The 16,996-nt window shown below is 54.1% G+C and carries 15 protein-coding genes and 1 pseudogene; 8 read left to right on the forward strand and 8 right to left on the reverse strand.

Annotated features, from left to right (window positions below; all coding sequences use genetic code 11):
- The first annotated feature begins 3 nt into the window (after positions 1-3).
- A complete protein-coding gene (locus DCL27_RS16775; RefSeq protein ID WP_035596312.1) occupies positions 4-2,727 on the forward strand; it encodes a phospholipase D-like domain-containing anti-phage protein in 2,724 nt (907 codons plus the stop codon).
- A 210-nt stretch (positions 2,728-2,937) separates the two neighbouring features.
- On the opposite strand, the gene DCL27_RS16780 is transcribed toward DCL27_RS16775, so the two are convergent.
- The gene (locus DCL27_RS16780; protein WP_071526323.1) at positions 2,938-3,351 is read right to left on the reverse strand and encodes a transposase; all 414 of its coding nucleotides are present in this window, start codon (positions 3,349-3,351) and stop codon (positions 2,938-2,940) included.
- 63 nt (positions 3,352-3,414) lie between these two features.
- Between DCL27_RS16780 and DCL27_RS16785 the strand changes: the two are divergent.
- A pseudogene (locus DCL27_RS16785) lies at positions 3,415-4,619 on the forward strand (IS3 family transposase).
- Positions 4,620-4,647: 28 nt separating this feature from the next.
- Here DCL27_RS16785 and DCL27_RS16790 read toward each other — a convergent pair.
- Positions 4,648-5,007 carry a transposase gene (locus tag DCL27_RS16790; RefSeq protein WP_080582812.1) on the reverse strand — a complete coding sequence of 120 codons (360 nt, stop codon included), beginning with the start codon at positions 5,005-5,007 and terminating at the stop codon, positions 4,648-4,650.
- 223 nt (positions 5,008-5,230) lie between these two features.
- Between DCL27_RS16790 and DCL27_RS16795 the strand changes: the two genes are divergently transcribed.
- From DCL27_RS16795 to repC, 3 genes are read left to right on the forward strand one after another with little or no spacing between them, the layout of a single operon-like run.
- Positions 5,231-5,566, forward strand: coding sequence for a helix-turn-helix domain-containing protein (locus DCL27_RS16795; protein WP_035596298.1), 336 nt, complete (start codon positions 5,231-5,233; stop codon positions 5,564-5,566).
- Positions 5,567-5,573: 7 nt separating this feature from the next.
- The gene (locus tag DCL27_RS16800; protein ID WP_071526324.1) at positions 5,574-6,425 is read left to right on the forward strand and encodes a helicase RepA family protein; all 852 of its coding nucleotides are present in this window, start codon (positions 5,574-5,576) and stop codon (positions 6,423-6,425) included.
- Positions 6,412-7,251: a replication protein C, IncQ-type gene (repC, locus tag DCL27_RS16805; RefSeq protein ID WP_035596295.1), complete on the forward strand. Its 840-nt coding sequence runs from the start codon at positions 6,412-6,414 to the stop codon at positions 7,249-7,251. The genes DCL27_RS16800 and repC overlap by 14 nt, the downstream gene beginning before the upstream one ends.
- 158 nt (positions 7,252-7,409) lie before the next feature.
- Here the strand turns inward: repC and DCL27_RS16810 are convergent, their stop codons facing one another.
- The 6 genes from DCL27_RS16810 to rpmH form a co-directional block, all read right to left on the reverse strand.
- A complete protein-coding gene (locus DCL27_RS16810; protein WP_035596294.1) occupies positions 7,410-8,549 on the reverse strand; it encodes a site-specific integrase in 1,140 nt (379 codons plus the stop codon).
- 161 nt (positions 8,550-8,710) lie between these two features.
- Entirely contained in the window at positions 8,711-10,075 is a 1,365-nt protein-coding gene (mnmE, locus tag DCL27_RS16815) for a tRNA uridine-5-carboxymethylaminomethyl(34) synthesis GTPase MnmE (RefSeq protein ID WP_035596352.1), read from the reverse strand.
- 112 nt (positions 10,076-10,187) lie between these two features.
- Positions 10,188-11,813, reverse strand: coding sequence for a membrane protein insertase YidC (gene yidC / locus DCL27_RS16820; RefSeq protein ID WP_228594452.1), 1,626 nt, complete (start codon positions 11,811-11,813; stop codon positions 10,188-10,190).
- Between the two features lies 1 nt (position 11,814).
- Positions 11,815-12,069: a membrane protein insertion efficiency factor YidD gene (yidD, locus tag DCL27_RS16825; protein WP_071523913.1), complete on the reverse strand. Its 255-nt coding sequence runs from the start codon at positions 12,067-12,069 to the stop codon at positions 11,815-11,817.
- Positions 12,033-12,392, reverse strand: coding sequence for a ribonuclease P protein component (rnpA, locus tag DCL27_RS16830; RefSeq protein WP_005295677.1), 360 nt, complete (start codon positions 12,390-12,392; stop codon positions 12,033-12,035). The genes yidD and rnpA overlap by 37 nt, the downstream gene beginning before the upstream one ends.
- A 17-nt stretch (positions 12,393-12,409) precedes the next feature.
- The gene (gene rpmH, locus DCL27_RS16835) at positions 12,410-12,550 is read right to left on the reverse strand and encodes a 50S ribosomal protein L34 (protein ID WP_005291132.1); all 141 of its coding nucleotides are present in this window, start codon (positions 12,548-12,550) and stop codon (positions 12,410-12,412) included.
- 727 nt (positions 12,551-13,277) lie between these two features.
- On the opposite strand from rpmH, the gene dnaA reads away from it, so the two are divergent.
- From dnaA to recF, 3 genes are all read left to right on the forward strand, one after another.
- Positions 13,278-14,669, forward strand: a complete 1,392-nt coding sequence (dnaA, locus tag DCL27_RS16840; protein WP_097364257.1) for a chromosomal replication initiator protein DnaA — start codon at positions 13,278-13,280, stop codon at positions 14,667-14,669.
- A 24-nt stretch (positions 14,670-14,693) separates the two neighbouring features.
- Complete coding sequence (gene dnaN, locus DCL27_RS16845; RefSeq protein WP_005291121.1) at positions 14,694-15,794, forward strand: DNA polymerase III subunit beta; 1,101 nt, start codon at positions 14,694-14,696, stop codon at positions 15,792-15,794.
- A gap of 82 nt (positions 15,795-15,876) precedes the next feature.
- Positions 15,877-16,953 carry a DNA replication/repair protein RecF gene (recF, locus tag DCL27_RS16850; RefSeq protein WP_035596349.1) on the forward strand — a complete coding sequence of 359 codons (1,077 nt, stop codon included), beginning with the start codon at positions 15,877-15,879 and terminating at the stop codon, positions 16,951-16,953.
- Positions 16,954-16,996 lie beyond the last annotated feature (43 nt).

Below are 16,996 nucleotides of genomic sequence, written 5' to 3' on the forward strand. Positions count from 1 at the left end.
TTGATGGCTATTCGGCGTTTTTCTTCTCGCACAGAAAGATTGGATACGGAATTCCTGGCTGAATCATTAAAAGGGGCTGCCAAATACTTCCGCATCGCAGGCTATTTCAGAAGCTCCATTTTTGAGCTGGTCGGCGAAGAGATTGCAAAAATCCCAGAAGTTAAGATCATCTGCAACTCTGAGCTTGAGCTGGCTGACTTTCAGGTAGCTACAGGTAGGAATACAGCTCTTAAAGAGCGCTGGAATGAGGTGGATGTAGAAGCTGAGGCGCTTCTGAAAAAGGAACGCTATCAGATTCTGGATCAGCTATTGCTATCGGGAAATGTTGAGATTCGCGTAGTCCCCAGAGAGCGGTTATTCCTTCACGGAAAAGCGGGCTCGATTCATTATGCAGATGGTAGCCGTAAGTCTTTCATTGGCTCAGTGAATGAATCCAAAAGCGCGTTCGCTCATAATTACGAGCTGGTTTGGCAAGATGATGATGAAGAAAGTGCTGATTGGGTAGAGAAAGAATTTTGGGCGCTCTGGAATGATGGAGTGCCACTACCCGAAGCAATATTGTCCGAAATCAACCGAGTAGCCAACCGGTGTGAAGTCACAATTGAGGTTTTAAAACCAGAGGAAGTTCCTGCGGCGGCTATGGCTGAAGCGCCTATTTACCGCGGAGGGGAGCAATTACAGCCTTGGCAACGCTCGTTTGTGACTATGTTTCTGGAACATAGGGAGATCTATGGCAAGGCTCGCCTGCTATTGGCTGATGAGGTGGGTGTTGGTAAAACGCTATCCATGGCAACCAGTGCACTAGTCAGTGCTTTGTTAGATGATGGCCCTGTTCTGATATTGGCACCTTCGACGCTCACGATTCAGTGGCAAATTGAGATGATGGACAAGCTTGGCGTGCCCACTGCGGTGTGGTCCTCACAGAAGAAGGTTTGGTTGGGTGTGGAGGGGCAAATACTTTCACCCCGAGGTGATGCTTCTTCCATTAAAAAATGCCCCTATCGAATTGCCATTGTCTCTACCGGACTGATTATGCATCAGCGGGAGAAGGCTGACTTTGTTAAAGAAGCTGGAATGCTTCTGAAGAATCGTTTTGGCACCGTCATTCTCGATGAGGCGCATAAAGCCCGTGCCCGTGGGGGCCTAGGTGACCAAGATTCTGAACCTAACAATCTCATGGCTTTTATGCAGCAGATCGGCAGGCGTACGCGGCATCTAATATTAGGTACTGCGACACCGATTCAAACTGATGTTCGAGAGTTATGGGATTTGCTGGGTATTTTGAACTCGGGAGCGGAGTTTGTATTAGGCGATGTGCTATCGCCATGGCATGACCATGAACAAGCGATTCCTATGATCACCGGCAGGGCTAAGGTAACATCTGAAGCTGAAGTTTGGCATTGGTTAAGCAACCCATTACCTCCGGGCAATGAACACCATATCGTTCAGCAAATACGGGATTACCTGACGATTGATAGCAAATCTTTTGGCTGTTCGCATCACTTCGAAAACCTCGACTATATGATTCAGAGCCTATGGCTTTCAGAATGCATGACACCAAGTTTCTTTAAAGAGAACAATCCTGTCCTACGTCACACGGTACTACGCAAGCGTAAGCAGCTTGAAGATGATGGTCTGTTGGAACGAGTTGGGGTAAACACACACCCAATAACACGAAACCTAGTCCAGTATCAGTCGCGGTTTGTAGGACTTGGCATTCCGACCAATACGCCATTCCAGGTTGCTTACGAAAAAGCTGAAGAGTTCAACAAGCTCCTTCAGTCTCGTACACGATCCGCAGGCTTCATGAAGTCTTTGATGTTGCAACGGATCTGCTCAAGCTTTGCGTCGGGCTTAAAAACTGCCCAGAAGATGCTGAAGCATACTGTTTCTGACGAAGACGAAGATGTGGTTGAGGATGTTGAGCACGTACTCTCGGAAATGACTCCTGCGGAAGTCGCTTGTTTAAGAGAGATTGAAAAACAGCTTTCGCGTCCTGAAGCCGTAGATTCAAAACTAAATACAGTGAAGTGGTTTTTAACGGAATTCCGCACTGATGGAAAAACCTGGCTGGAACATGGCTGTATTATTTTTAGTCAGTATTACGACACGGCAGAGTGGATAGCAAAAGAGCTGGCCAAGTCTCTAAAGGGCGAAGTAATAGCTGTTTACGCAGGCGTTGGCAAAAGTGGGTTATTCAGAGGCGAGCAGTTCAACAATGTTGAGCGCGAAGTAATTAAGGCCGCTGTGAAGACACGCGAGATTCGATTAGTCGTAGCAACGGATGCTGCTTGCGAGGGCTTGAACCTGCAAACGTTGGGTACGCTCATCAATATCGACCTTCCTTGGAACCCATCCCGTTTAGAGCAGCGCCTTGGGCGAATCAAGCGTTTTGGTCAGACGCGTAAATTTGTAGATATGCTCAATCTTGTTTATAGCGAAACGCAGGATGAGAAAGTTTATAACGTTTTGTCGGAACGTTTGCGCGATACGTATGACATTTTTGGCAGTCTGCCAGATACGATTGATGACGACTGGATCGATAACGAAGAAGAGCTCAACAACCGCATGAATGAATATATGCACGAGCGGAAAAATGCGCAAGATGCATTCTCGGTGAAGTATCGCGGAACCCTTGATCCCGATGCCCATCTCTGGGAGCGCTGCGCTACGGTTCTATCCCGGAGAGACATAGTTGGTAAGCTTAGCGAGCCATGGGGAAATTGATTATGGTTCAGACTGGTATTCGTGGGCCTTGTTGAACAATTCATCCATGAGGTCGGCGAGCCCCAACCCCATTCGGGATCAGCACACTATTTCGCTGACGGGCATGCCCAAGGCAGTCATTTTGTTCAACGCCGCGACCCGTGCCAACGCTTCGCCGACCTGACCGTTGTAGTTGCGCAGTCGCAGCAGGTTGTCCGTCAGCTGTTTGAATCACCACATCGCCGTCTCGCCGATTGAACGCTGATGGTAGCCATTGGCTGCTTTCCACTCGCTTAAGCGTCCCGCTTTGAAGGCTTCAACCGCCTCATCACGGGGATGACCTTCTTCCCACTGCCCGGCATTTTTTCTTAATGGGATGCGGGCGGCAGCGCCTTTTTTGGCTATATCTTCATAGCATTGCCGGCTGTCGTAGGCGCCGTCGCCGTAGACAATCCCTATCTGGCGCCGCAGTGGCCGCAACATCAGGCCCAGCACTGCGTTGTCACCGACATTCTCCAAGGAGACTTTGGCACAGATGAGATGATGGGATTGGCCATCCACGCCCAGGTGTAGCTTGCCCCTGGTACGCCGTTTTTCCTTGCCGTGCTTGCGGATCCTAGATTGGCCCCTTGAAGATCCAGACACTTCGCCCCTCTTAACTTAAGAGGTAGTCTTGGAACTATGTTCAGTACTAGTCGCAACGAGAAGATGGTCGAAGTGTTAACAGGGGCTGAGCGCCGTCGACGCCGGACTCCGCAGGAAAAGATCTCCATCGTGCGGCAGACCTTTGAGCCCGGAATAACCGTCTCTCATGTCGCTCGCTTGCACGACGTCAACGCCAACCAGCTTTTCAAATGGCGTAAGCAATTCCAGGAAGGGTCTCTCACGGCGATCACCGCCGGTGAGGATGTTGTTCCAGCCTCCGAGTTGGCTGCTGCCATCAAGCAGATCCGAAAGCTCCAGCGTCTGCTCGGGAAGAAGACCATGGAGAACGAGATCCTCAAAGAAGCCGTGGAGTATGGTCGAGCAAAAAAATGGATTGCGCATGCGCCCTTGTTGCCGGGGGACGACGATTAAGTGCTGTGAGCCAGGCCCTTAATGTATCGCGTGCGCAGCTATCCGTTCGTGTTCATCGAAAACCAGGTTGGCAAGATGCTCGTCATCATCGCCAGCATGATGATGCTGCCTTACTTGGCCGGATCATGGAGGCGATAGCTGAGCTTCCCTCCTATGGCTATCGCCGAGTCTGGGCGCTGTTACGGCGTCAGTCAGAGGCAACACGACAGCCTGTGGTAAACGCCAAACGGGTATATCGCGTCATGCTCGATCATGGACTGCTGCTGGAAAGAAAACCGGCTGCACCATTGACCCAGCGGGCACATAAGGGGTGTGTTGCCGTCAAAGAGAGCAATCGACGTTGGTGCTCAGATGGCTTCGAGTTTCGCTGCGATAACGGTGAAAAACTACGAGTCACGTTCGCCATGGCCTGCTGTGACAGGGAAACCTTGGATTGGGCTGCCAGTACCGGGGGTTACGACAGTGACACGGTGCAAGATGTCATGCTGAGGTCTGTCGAACGTCGCTTCGGGGATTCGTTGCCGGCATCACCGGTAGAGTGGCTGACTGATAATGGCTCGGCGTATCGAGCCCATGAGACCCGCGCGTTTGCACGAGAAATCGGGTTGGAGCCCAGAACGACTGCGGTGAGAAGCCCACAGAGCAACGGTATAGCGGAGAGCTTCGTCAAGACGATGAAGTGAGACTATATCGAGATGATGCCGAAACCAGATAGCCGAATAGCGGTAGGCAATTTGGCCATCGCGTTTGAGCATTATAACGAACACCAGCCGCACAGCACCTTGGGATACCGTTCACTCCGGGAATTTCTGCGCAGTCGGGTATCACAACCCTAAGCGGGAAAAAGTGTCTGGACCTATGGGGTCAAATCCAGATCCTCCACCCCCCTTCGCCGTAGACTTTGAGGCCTGTGGCATCGAATATCAGGTGGGCGACCGGCCTCTTGGGGCGGCGAATATCCACCATCAGGGTCTTGGTCCGCTTGCTGATACTGCTGTAGTCCGGGCTAGTGAGGTCCAGCCCCATCCGCTGGAACAAGGCATTGATGAAGCCTTCCGTCTGACGCAGGCTGAGGTTGAAGATGGCCTGAACCATCAAAGTGGTGGTGATAGCCAGGTCGCTGTAGAGGTGGGTTTGGCCTCGTTTGTGGCTCTGCGGAGTGTTGTGCCAGTGCCTGATGGCGTGCTCATCTATCCAGAAAGTCGGAGCGCCACGGTGGACCAGGAAGGCATTGTATTTAGGCCAGTTATAGACAAGCCCTTTAGGGTACTGCGGACTTAGGGAAACGAAACTGTGCTTAGATGCTTACACAAACTTTCACATGTGAAAGTTTTCCTCCGTAGAAAACGCTCTTGGTGCCTAAATTGGACAACTACAGCGACGAGGATTTCGTTAGGTCCTCGGTACGCTCTTGCATGTTGATGTTTGTTACAGGGAGATCATCTGCATGCGTGAGCAAAATCCATCAGTTTACAGCGATCCTAACGGGTCAATTCTGAAAGAGCTTTATGAGCTTAAGCAGCTGGTAATCCAGCAACGACAGGCGCAAAAAGAGGTGCTTTCTGCCGAGGAGTGCGCCGAGTTACTGGGGGTTTCTGTCAGCTATGTGTACCGGCTGACCAGTGAAAAGCGTCTGCCGCATTACAAGCCACAAGGCAAAAAGATCTACTTCAAACGCGTTGAGCTGCTGGACTGGCTGCTCTCCCACCGCATTTCACCGGACGCCGAACTCACTGAGCATGTGACCAAGCGTGTACGGCAAGCTAGTTATGGGCGGTTGTGAGGCTGTTATGGAACGAGATCTCATAGCATCTCACAGGCCTCAGGACCTCCGATCGGCTTTTGTTGAACCTCCGAAACCCCTCGATTTTGTCCTCCCGGGGCTGCCGGTGGGCTGCGTTGGTGCTTTGGTGTCACCGGGAGGAGTGGGCAAGTCGATGTTGGCATTGCAACTGGCAATACAGATCGCCGGTGGGCCGGATTGGATTAAACTTGGCAAGCTGGGCAGGGGAGCTGTGCTCTACCTGCCTGCTGAGGACCCTTGGCCTGTACTGCACCAGCGCTTGTTTGTCTTGGGCAGAGGTCTTGATGCTGAACTTCGTGCCAACGTTGAACGAGACCTTCGTTTGATATCGCTTCAGGGGGCCAGTCCGAATGTGCTGGATAGCCACTGGTGGGAAGCGATTGCTATTTGGGCTGAAGGGGTGAGGTTGATTGTCATCGATACTTTGAGGCGCTTCCACGATGCCGACGAGAATACGGCCTGTGCCATGACGCAGGTACTAGGTCAGTTGGAACGGCTGGCCATGGGGCTGGGATGCGCTGTGCTGTTTGTACACCACACCAGTAAATCTGCGGTATTCCAAGAAGCTGGCGATCAGCAGCAGGCAAGCCGTGGTTCGTCGGTACTGGTGGACAACATTCGCTGGCAGGCCTATCTCGCCACTATGACCAAGAAAGAGGCGCAGAAGCTGGGCGTATCGGTAGAGAAGAGCCAGCTTTACGTGCGGTTTGGGGTAAGCAAAAGCAATTATGGGCCGCCACTACCGGAGCGATGGCTGGAGCGGAAGGAAGGTGGCGTGCTGTACCCCGCTGGTTTGGACGAAATACGCTGGGCTGGGGGCAAACGTGCCTTGCTTTGAATTGACTCATGCCCGGCACGACCATATGCACTGCCTTGCTCCCGGGTTGTTTAGGGCGATCTCGCATGGCCAACGCCGCCGTGACAAGCTGGAGGTGATTTACCGTTTCGGTGGTGGCAATCAGATCGAGTTCTCCGGGCCTGAGCCGTTGGGTGCAGATGACCTCCGTGTGCTTCAGGGGTTGGTTGCCATGGCTGGACTTGAGTCACAAAGTAACGAGATTGAGCCAGTTGCAGTGAGCGAAACTGGGACGATATTGCGAGATCTTCTGGATCTTCGTTGGGCTGCCAACCAGCAAAGGGTATTGGTGGTCAGAAGCAGCCTGCGCAAACTGGCCAAGGAGATTGGATACGCCAATCCTCGGGATACCAATACTGTACGTTGCTGTATCGAGCGATTGTGGAAGGTGTCGGTAATCGCAAAGGTGGCTGGCCAGCGTAGCGGATTTCGCTTATTGGCGAACTATGTCAGTGACACTCAGACTGATGGACTTTTTGTGGCGCTTAATCCCTTGCTGACCTACGCCATTATGGGTAATGGTCGCCATGTTCGTATCGACATGACAGAAGTTCGGCACTTGAATGGCAGCATCGCTCGGTTGTTGCATCAGCGGCTATGTGCCTGGGTGGATTGTGGTCAGAAAAGGGCAGTGCAGTTAGACACCTTGGTCGCTTATGCCTTTCCCGATGAGGTCAGCACGGCCATCCATCGCAAGCGGCAATCACGAGTTCGCAAGGCATTGGATGAGCTGACTGCTTTGGGCTGGTCTATCTGCGAACATGCCAAGGGGCGGTTTACCATCGGCCGGCCTGCACTATCACGATAACGGTCACAAGCCAATTCAGTGAAACCCAGTTACCGCTTGGGCTACAGGGCGATCCTGAAATCCGATCTATATTATCTAAAATAATCTAGGCCAGCGCATAGTTGCGCTGGCCTATTTGTTGGCTCTTCCTGGCCATGATCTCGTCGAGGGTGCTTCTATCACCCCAAGACATTGGGGAAATCGAGCATGGCATCTCGGCGCCGCGATTCAAGAATGTCGGCGTAGATCTCGGTAGTTCTCAGCTCGCTGTGCCCCAGCAAGCGGGAGAGGGCATAGATATCGACGCCGCGGTTAAGCTGGATGACGGCGAAGGTATGACGCGCGCTGTGGAAGGTTACCTTCTTGGTTATACCCGCCTGCAACGCCCACCGGGTGAGCTCCATGTTTTGCCAAGCCGAGTACTTGAGGCCCTTGAAGATCCGCTCTGTTGCCTTGCCTGGGCGCCCCATCAGCTGCATCGCCATGTCATTCAAATCCAGGTATTGCAGGCCGCTGGTCTTTTTCTGGGTGAAGACGATACGGTAATGGCCATAGAAGGGCTCCAGCTCGGCCCAGGTCAGCTTGTGAATGTCGGACCAGCGTAAGCCAGTGCAACAAGAGAACAGAAAGGCGCGCTTAAGAACGTCGTACCGGCACTCGGCCTGGGCCAGGGCTCGTACCTCGTCTTCGGTCAGATAAACCCGTTTGTTCTTCTCCCCCTGGATAGCTTTGACACGTCGTACCGGATTATCCGGTAGCAGCCGTTCCTGCTCAGCCTGGTTCAGGGCCGCCCTTAACTTGTTGAAATAGGCACTCTGGGTGTTGCGGCTCAGTGGTGTGCCGCTTTTGGTGCGGGCCTTGTGCATCAGGTAATGCCGAAAACCCTCCAGGAACAGCTGATCTACTTCCTCGAAAGTCAGCTCCGGCAGCTTATGGTACTGGCGTAAATGCTTGAGGGCTGATATCCAGATGGAATGGTTGCTCTTGCTGCCTGCCGCTTTTTGGTCTGTAACCTCTTGGAAGTACTCGAAGAAGCTGGCCTTGTAGGCGTTCGAGAAATCCAGATGGTGTTTACCAGTCTCGTACTCGAAGAGTCGCTTGGCGCGGATGGCTTCGGCTGCTCGCTGGGTTTCTTTGTTGTGGAGCCGCTGTGCTGGGGTACGCGGCTTGTCGTATAGGAAGAGATCCAGGGGCTCTCTGCTGCGTTTGTGCTTGCGGATGCCCGTAGTTGGTTCAAGGTAGGAGCCGGCGTAATAGGTTAAGCGCAGAGCGCGCTTGCCTTCGGCGTCAGGTTCGCGGTATTCGATGCTGATCTTCATGAGTGTCCCCCGAAAGTCCCCCGAGAGGTTACTTTGGGGACTCTCGGGGTAAATTCTCACGAAACAAGATCAGGCAAGAATAGCCAGTAAAAAACAAAGTCAATTATTTACAATGCATTATGTTCTCACCGGCTACTTTTTATTGCTGATTTTTCACCACATTATTTTCCAATGCAGAAGCTGGTGAAGATGCGCCCCAACAGATCGTCGGAGGTAAACTCGCCGGTGATCTCGCTGAGGGATTGTTGGGCCAGGCGTAACTCTTCCGCGAGCAGCTCGCCGGCCATGGCACCGAGTAACTGATCTTTACCCTGTTGGAGATGGATAGCGGCCTGCTCCAGCGCCTGTAGGTGGCGGCGACGGGCCAGAAATCCCCCCTCAAGATGCGTCTCAAAGCCCATGCTTTGCTTCAAGTGATCGCGTAGCACATCGATACCCGCCCCGGTACGGGCCGACAGACGCACCAGCGTGTGGCCGTGACTCGAACTGATCCCTAGCGGTTCGCCGGTCATATCGGCCTTATTGCGCACCACGGTGATCGGCAGGCTAGCCGGCAGACGCGCGATGAAATCGGGCCAGATAGTGGCGGGATCGGTGGCGTCGGTGGTGGTACCGTCGACCATAAACAGCACCCGATCGGCCTGCTCGATCTCTTGCCAGGCACGTTCGATACCGATGCGCTCCACCTCGTCGCTGGCCTCCCGTAAGCCGGCGGTATCGATGATATGCAACGGCATACCGTCAATGTGGATGTGTTCACGCAGGACATCGCGGGTGGTACCGGCAATATCGGTAACGATGGCGGCCTCTCGCCCCGCCAGGGCGTTGAGTAGGCTGGATTTCCCGGCGTTGGGCCGCCCGGCGATCACCACCTTCATGCCTTCGCGTAGCAGACTTCCCTGACGCGCCTCGGCGCGAACATCGGCCAGTTCATGCATCACCGCATTGAGCTGCGCCTCGATCTTACCGTCGGAGAGGAAGTCAATCTCCTCATCGGGAAAGTCGATGGCGGCCTCGACGTAGATCCGCAGGTGAGTCAGCGACTCGACCAGTTGATTCACGCGTGCCGAAAAGACCCCTTGTAACGAGTTGACCGCCGAGCGCGCCGCTTGCTCAGAGCTGGCATCGATCAGATCGGCGATCGCCTCAGCCTGCGCCAGATCCATCTTATCATTCAGGAAAGCGCGTTCGGAGAACTCGCCGGGGCGGGCGATACGCAACCCAGGCAGCTGTAAGATACGCTTCAACAGCAGATCGAGGATCACCGGGCCGCCGTGGCCTTGTAGCTCCAGTACATCTTCACCGGTGAAGGAGTTCGGTCCGGGAAAATAGAGGGCGATCCCCTGATCCAGCAACGTCCCGTCCTGGTCGCGAAACGGTAAGTAGTCGGCGTAGCGCGGCTTAGGCAGTTTACCCAGGAGTGCTTGGGCAACGGCCTGAGCCTGTGGGCCGGAGACGCGCAGGATCCCTACGCCGCCGCGTCCCGGAGCGGTAGCCTGGGCGACGATGGTGTCGGATGGAGTGATCATATTCTCTCTCTTTTGGCGTTGAGTGCATGCCCGAGATGGCGAGCACGAAAACAAGAAAAAAGGGGCGGTCATCCGACCGCCCCCCTGGTACCTCATGCGTTAGCGCGGGTTATTTCTTATCCCGGCTGTGCAGACCGCGTTTTTCCAAACCGCGGTAGATCAGCTGCTGCTGGATGATGGTTACCAGGTTGCTGACGATATAGTACAGCACCAGACCGGACGGGAACCACAGGAAGAAGACAGTAAAGATAACCGGCATAAAGGTCATGATCTTCTGCTGCATCGGATCGGTGACGGTGGTCGGTGACATCTTCTGGATGAAGAACATGGTCACGCCCATCAGGATCGGCAGGATGTAGTACGGGCTCGGCGCGGCCAAGTCATGGATCCACAGGGCAAAAGGCGCCTGACGCAGCTCGACAGAGCCCATCAGCATGTAGTACAGGGCCAGGAAGATTGGCATCTGGATCAGCAGCGGGAAGCAGCCGCCCAGCGGGTTAACCTTCTCTGCCTTGTACAGCGCCATCATCTCTTGGCTCATGCGCTGTTTGTCGTCACCGATACGCTCACGCATCGCCTGCAACTTGGGTTGCAGCATACGCATCTTGGCCATCGAGGTGTACTGCGCCTTGGTCAGCGGGTACATGATGCCGCGTACGATGAAGGTGATGATGATGATCGCGAAGCCCCAGTTACCGACGAAGCTGTGGATCAGCTGCAGCAGTTTGAACAGCGGCTGAGAGATAAACCACAGCCAACCGTAATCCACCGTTAAATCGAGGTGTGGAGCCACGGCAGCCATGTCGCTTTGCAGTTCAGGGCCGACCCACAACGTGGTGCTGAGAACCTGTTCGGTGTTCGGTGCGACGCTGACAGACGGTGCCTTGTAACCGATAGCTGCCTGGCCATTGCCTAGGTTAGCGGTATAGAAGGTATTCACGCCGCTGTCATGCGGGATCCACGCGGTGGCGAAGTACTGTTGCAGCATGGCGACCCAGCCGCCTTTAGTCTGCACGTTCAGGTTCTTGTCTTCGATATCGCTGAAGCTGTACTTCTGATACTTGTCATCGCTGGAGGAGTAGGCCGCGCCGCGGAAGGTGTGCAGCGCAAAGTTGCTGCTACCGGTATCGCGGTGTTTCGGCAGATCGACAGACTGCTTAAGCTGACCGAACAGGGTCAGATCCAGCGCCTCGTGGCTGTCGTTCTTCACCTTGTAGTCAACGGCGATGGCATAGTCATTGCGCTTGAGTACGAAGGTCTTGGTATAGACGACGCCGTTCGGTGCGGTATAAGTCAACGGAATACGTAACTCATCCTGTCCCGGCAGCATCTCATAGCTGGTTTGGTTCGCGTTATACAGCGGGCGCGGACCATTGGCCGGATTGTCCGGACCACTTTTACCCGTCAGACCGCTCTGAGCCTGATAGATAAACTGTGGCGTGGTTTCCAGCAGTTGGAATGGGGTATTTGAGCCCAGAGTAGCCGGATAGGCCAACAGATCGGCCTGCTCGATGTCACCACCGCGGGTGTTGATGGTCAAAGCCAGTACATCGGTCTTAACCGTAATAAGCTTACCCTGGCCGCTTTCCGGTACTGCTTGGCTAGCGGCGTCGCTGACGCTCTGTCCTGCTGTCTGAGCAACCGGCTGCGGATTGTGGTCCGTCTGCCAGGCCTGCCAGATTAAGAAGGACACGAACAGCAGAGCGACGAGGAATAGATTACGTTGCGAATCCATCTTAATGTTCTCTGTTATTGGTTTTCGGCGGCACGGGATCATCGCCACCTGGGTTCAAAGGGTGGCATTTTAATACGCGTTTCAGTGTCAACCAACTGCCTTTTACCATTCCAAACCTGCGCAATGCCTCAATTCCGTATTGCGAGCAGGTGGGATGGAAGCGACAGTGTGGCCCAAGTAGCGGACTGATGAAACGCTGATAACCTCGTATCAGCGTAATCAGGAGGCGCGAACCTGGCGACAATGGCGACGCCATAATTTTTCCAACATCTCTGTCAGCGCCCGATTATCGAGTTCCTGAACGCCCTTTTTGACGATTACCACAAAGTCCATGGCTGGCAGCGAATGCTGACGCAAGCGGAAACTTTCACGTGTCAGACGCTTGATGCGGTTACGCTCATGAGCGCGTTTGACATGTTTTTTGGCGACAGTAAGACCGATGCGGGGATACCCCAGCGAGTTCATACGGCCGAGAATGGTAAGTTGGGGCGTACCGGCTCGTTGCGGTTGCTGGAAGACGAAATTGAAGTGATTGGGAGTTAACAAACGTAACTCCCTAGGAAAACTTAGCTTAACCACTAATCTGGTCAGCTAAATTAACCGGCTACGGTCAGACGAGCGCGGCCTTTAGCGCGGCGACGGGCAAGAACCTGACGGCCGTTTTTGGTTGCCATACGAGCACGGAAACCGTGGGTACGGTTGCGTTTCAATACGGACGGTTGGAAAGTGCGTTTCATAGCGATTTCTACCTAAACTTTAAATAATTACTGATCAGTAAACGCGTTTGGCTACTCGACGTGAGAACGACCGACGCCTCAATCGCATATATTAAAGAGGCAGGATTGTAATAATTGTACAGTCCTGAGTCAATTGACTTATGCCAAGCAGCTCACCTGAGCTCAGACGGGTAAACCCGCCTCTCACCGTCACACCTAACCTTCCGGAGGGTTGGGATACTGCGTTTCCGGCAACAGAACGCAGGCGTAACGCGTGGGTGGCAAATTATACGGACTCCCTATCAAAGCGCAAGGATCTTAGTGTGATCCTTGTGTCGATCCTCGGATCGGTGCGTCGCCGCGCGACGGTTTCTCTGAAATTCCCTACTTTGTGTCATTACTAACGCTATAGTGGATAGAAAAAGAGATAATCCATCATTGGTTTCGTCAGGGACTGTGGATAAAAAGGATCGATTCTGTGCAGAAGAAGAGGATCTTCTGTGTGGTTTAGGCTATGATCCGCCATCCTGATCGCGATCCCCACTACGGGAAAGCGGTTGTGCGAAAAGTCCGCGCAAGCGGTGACCAGGAAGTGGTCAAGTTGTGGGTAACCTGTTTATGATCCCCGCCTCCCTGTTGGGATCCGGACGCATTGCGTGTCGCGGGTTATCGACTGCACTTCCGGTAATGAAAAAACTCTGAGTATCCTAATCATTTCTTATTTATCTTTGTTCGAGTGGAGTCCGCCGTGTCACTTTCGCTTTGGCAGCAGTGTCTTGCCCGATTGCAGGATGAGTTACCTGCCACAGAATTCAGCATGTGGATCCGTCCTCTTCAGGCGGAGCTCAGTGACAACACGCTGGCGCTGTATGCGCCCAACCGCTTTGTTCTCGATTGGGTTCGTGATAAATATTTAAATAATATCAATGGACTACTCAACGATTTTTGCGGTGCGGACGCTCCTGTTTTACGTTTCGAGGTCGGCAGCAAGCCAGCGGCGCCGAGCGTAGTGAGCCATCACGTGGGTAATGGCGCTAGTCCGGCGCCCACCAGCGTACGGGCCACTAGCCCGACTCGCCCGAGCTGGGAGCGCGTGGCAGCGCAGCCTGAGCTCTCTTACCGCTCGAATGTGAATCCAAAGCACACCTTCGATAACTTCGTCGAGGGTAAGTCTAACCAATTGGCGCGCGCGGCGGCGCGTCAGGTGGCGGATAACCCAGGCGGGGCTTACAATCCACTGTTCTTATATGGCGGCACCGGTTTAGGTAAGACTCACCTGTTACACGCTGTGGGCAATGGCATCATGGCGCGTAAGCCCAATGCTAAGGTGGTCTACATGCATTCCGAGCGCTTCGTACAGGATATGGTGAAAGCGTTGCAGAACAACGCGATCGAAGAGTTTAAGCGCTACTACCGCTCCGTCGACGCATTATTGATTGATGATATTCAGTTTTTCGCCAACAAAGAGCGTTCGCAGGAGGAGTTTTTCCATACCTTCAACGCGCTGCTGGAAGGCAATCAACAGATCATCTTGACCTCCGACCGCTATCCTAAAGAGATTAATGGGGTCGAGGATCGTCTGAAATCCCGCTTCGGCTGGGGATTGACGGTCGCCATCGAGCCACCGGAGTTGGAGACGCGCGTCGCCATCTTGATGAAGAAGGCCGACGAGAACGACATCCGCTTGCCGGGTGAGGTGGCGTTCTTCATTGCCAAACGTCTGCGTTCCAATGTGCGCGAGTTGGAAGGTGCACTGAACCGCGTGATTGCTAATGCTAACTTCACAGGACGCGCGATCACCATCGATTTTGTGCGTGAGGCGCTGCGAGATCTGCTAGCACTGCAAGAAAAACTGGTCACCATCGATAACATTCAGAAGACGGTGGCGGAGTATTACAAAATTAAAGTGGCGGATCTGCTTTCCAAGCGCCGTTCCCGCTCGGTCGCGCGTCCACGTCAAATGGCGATGGCCTTGGCCAAGGAGTTGACCAACCACAGTCTGCCGGAGATCGGGGATGCCTTTGGTGGCCGTGACCATACCACGGTACTGCATGCCTGCCGTAAGATCGAGCAACTGCGGGAAGAGAGCCACGACATCAAAGAAGATTTTTCAAATCTAATCAGAACGTTGTCATCCTAATTACCTAACAGTCATCGTAGCGATATGAAATTTATTGTTGAGCGTGAGCATCTTATCAAGCCGTTGCAACAGGTGAGCAGTCCGCTGGGCGGCCGTCCTACGTTGCCGATCCTGGGTAACCTGTTGCTGCAGGTGGAAGATGGCCATCTGTCGCTGACCGGCACTGACCTGGAGATGGAGATGGTGGCCCGAGTGCCGCTGTCACAGCCCCATGAAGCGGGGGCGACCACCGTACCGGCGCGCAAGTTTTTGGATATTTGTCGCGGCTTGCCGGACGGCGCCGAGATTTCGGTAGCGCTGGATGGCGATCGCATGCTGGTGCGCTCTGGGCGTAGTCGTTTCTCCCTGTCAACATTGCCAGCGGCGGACTTCCCCAATCTGGATGACTGGCAGAGTGAGGTCGAGTTTACCCTACCGCAGGCGACCCTGAAGCGCCTGATCGAGGCCACTCAATTCTCGATGGCCCACCAGGATGTACGCTACTATCTGAACGGTATGTTGTTCGAGACCGAGGGAGAAGAGCTACGTACCGTGGCGACAGACGGCCACCGTCTGGCCGTGTGTTCGATGCCTATCGGTCAAAGTCTGCCGCACCATTCGGTGATCGTGCCGCGTAAAGGGGTCATCGAGCTGATGCGACTCCTGGATGGGGGTGAGACGCCGTTGCGCTTGCAGATCGGCAGCAACAACCTGCGAGCACACGTCGGTGGCTTCATCTTCACCTCTAAGCTCGTTGACGGTCGTTTCCCAGATTATCGCCGCGTATTACCGAAAAACCCCGATAAAACGCTTGAAGCTGGCTGTGATGAATTGAAGCAGGCCTTCGCCCGGGCGGCGATTCTCTCGAACGAGAAATTCCGTGGGGTGCGTCTGCATGTCAGTCATAACCAGCTTAAGATCACCGCGAATAACCCCGAGCAGGAAGAGGCGGAAGAGTTGCTGGATGTCAATTATCCCGGCAGCGATCTGGAGATTGGGTTCAACGTCAGTTATGTGCTGGATGTCCTCAATGCGCTGAAGTGTGAGCGTGTGGTGATGATGTTGACGGATGCGGTATCCAGCGTGCAGATCGAAGATGCCGCCAGCCAGGCGGCGGTCTATGTCGTGATGCCGATGCGTCTGTGATCATGTGGGTCATTGACATTGTGCGTACGTTGGCGGTGTCGCCTCGCAGGAGAGGGGCGCCGTGCTCAGAGGGATGGTGCGCATGGCGTTGACTCGTCTGATGATCCGCGATTTTCGCAATATCGAGAGTGCCGATCTGGCGCCCTCGAGCGGGTTCAATTTCCTCGTCGGTGCCAATGGTAGCGGCAAGACCAGTGTCTTGGAGGCCATCTATACTTTGGGACATGGTCGAGCCTTTCGCAGCCAGCAGGCTGGGAGAGTGATCCGTCATGACTGTGCCACGTTCATCTTACATGGACGGATCGATGCGGGTGGCGAGCGAGAATGGGCGGTGGGATTAAGTAAGAATCGCCAGGGCGACAGTAAGGTACGCATCGATGGCAGTGATGGTCATAAGGTGGCCGAGCTGGCACAGATGCTGCCGATGCAGCTGATTACGCCGGAAGGGTTCACGTTGCTTAATGGGGGGCCCAAATATCGGCGAGCCTTCCTTGATTGGGGCTGTTTCCACGGTGATGGAGATTTTTTTACCGCCTGGAGCAATCTCCGCCGCCTTCTCAAACAGCGTAACGCCGCGTTACGCCAAGTGACGCGTTATGCCCAAATCCGTCCCTGGGATCAGGAGTTGGTGCCGCTAGCCAATAAGGTCAGTGCCCTGCGTGCGGCCTATAGTGAGGCTATCGCGCAGGATATCGCGGCGACATGTAGCCAGTTTTTGCCTGAGTATGCACTATCCTTCTCGTTTATGCGTGGCTGGGATCGAGAGAGTGAGTATGGCGAATTGCTGGAGCGTCACTTTGAGCGCGATCGCGCGCTCACCTATACCGCGTTAGGGCCGCATAAGGCGGATTTTCGTATTCGTGCCGATGGGACGCCGGTCGAAGATCTGCTATCGCGTGGCCAGTTAAAGCTGTTGATGTGCGCCCTGCGTTTGGCGCAGGGGGAATACCTGACGCGTCACAGTGGCCGCCAATGCCTCTATCTGATCGATGATTTCGCCTCGGAGCTGGATGCCGGTCGGCGCCGTTTGTTGGCCGAACGGTTGAAAAGTACCGGTGCACAGGTGTTTGTCAGTGCGGTCAATGCCGATCAGGTCGGCGACATGGTTGATGAAAAGGGCAAGATGTTCCGCGTAGAACAGGGTAAAATAGCCGTTTAGATTCGATTTATTACGATAGTTATCCAATGAGCGAGAAAGGCTG

Origin of the sequence: Edwardsiella tarda ATCC 15947 = NBRC 105688 (genome assembly GCF_003113495.2) — a bacterium.
Classification (GTDB): domain Bacteria; phylum Pseudomonadota; class Gammaproteobacteria; order Enterobacterales; family Enterobacteriaceae; genus Edwardsiella; species Edwardsiella tarda.